Genomic DNA, 795 nt, shown 5'->3' with positions numbered 1-795 from the left:
AGAACGTCAAGCCGCAGGTCTACGCGGGCATGTTCCCGGTAAGTGCGGATGACTATGAAGATTTCCGCGATGCGCTGGCCAAGCTGACCCTGAATGATGCCTCCCTGTTCTATGAACCGGAGACGTCCGACGCACTGGGCTTTGGTTTCCGGGTGGGCTTCCTGGGCATGCTGCACATGGAAATCATCCAGGAGCGACTGGAACGTGAATACGACCTGGATTTGATTACCACGGCCCCCACCGTGGTCTACGAGCTGGCGCTGGTTTCTGGCGACATCCTGCACGTGGATAATCCGTCCAAGTTGCCTGAAGGCGGCAAGATCGAGGAGTTCCGTGAGCCTATTGCGCGGGTCAATATCCTGGTGCCACAGGAATTTGTGGGTAATGTGATCACCCTTTGCGTGGAACGTCGTGGCTCACAGATCAACATGCAGTACCTGGGCAAGCAGGTTGCCCTGACCTACGACATTCCCATGGCGGAAGTGGTGCTGGATTTCTTTGATCGCATCAAGTCCGTGAGCCGGGGCTTTGCCTCCATGGATTATGCCTTCGAGCGATTCGAAGCCACCAAGCTGGTGCGGGTCGATGTGCTGATCAACGGTGATAAAGTGGATGCGCTAGCGATGATCTGCCACCTGGACCAATCAGCCTACCGAGGCCGTGCCCTGTGTGAAAAAATGAAAGAGCTGGTGCCACGACAAATGTTTGATGTGGCCATTCAGGCGGCCATTGGCAGCAAGATCATTGCCCGCCAGACCGTGAAAGCCCTGCGCAAGAACGTGACCGCGAAATGTT

1 pseudogene is annotated in these 795 nt (G+C 56.0%); it reads left to right on the top strand.

From position 1 onward, the window contains the following. A pseudogene (locus A3730_RS05920) lies at positions 1-795 on the top strand (elongation factor 4); the annotation flags it as partial.

It is taken from the genome of Alcanivorax sp. HI0044, assembly GCF_001634945.1.
Note: the sequence above shows the minus strand (reverse complement) of the source record. Positions and strands in the feature narration are given on the sequence as shown.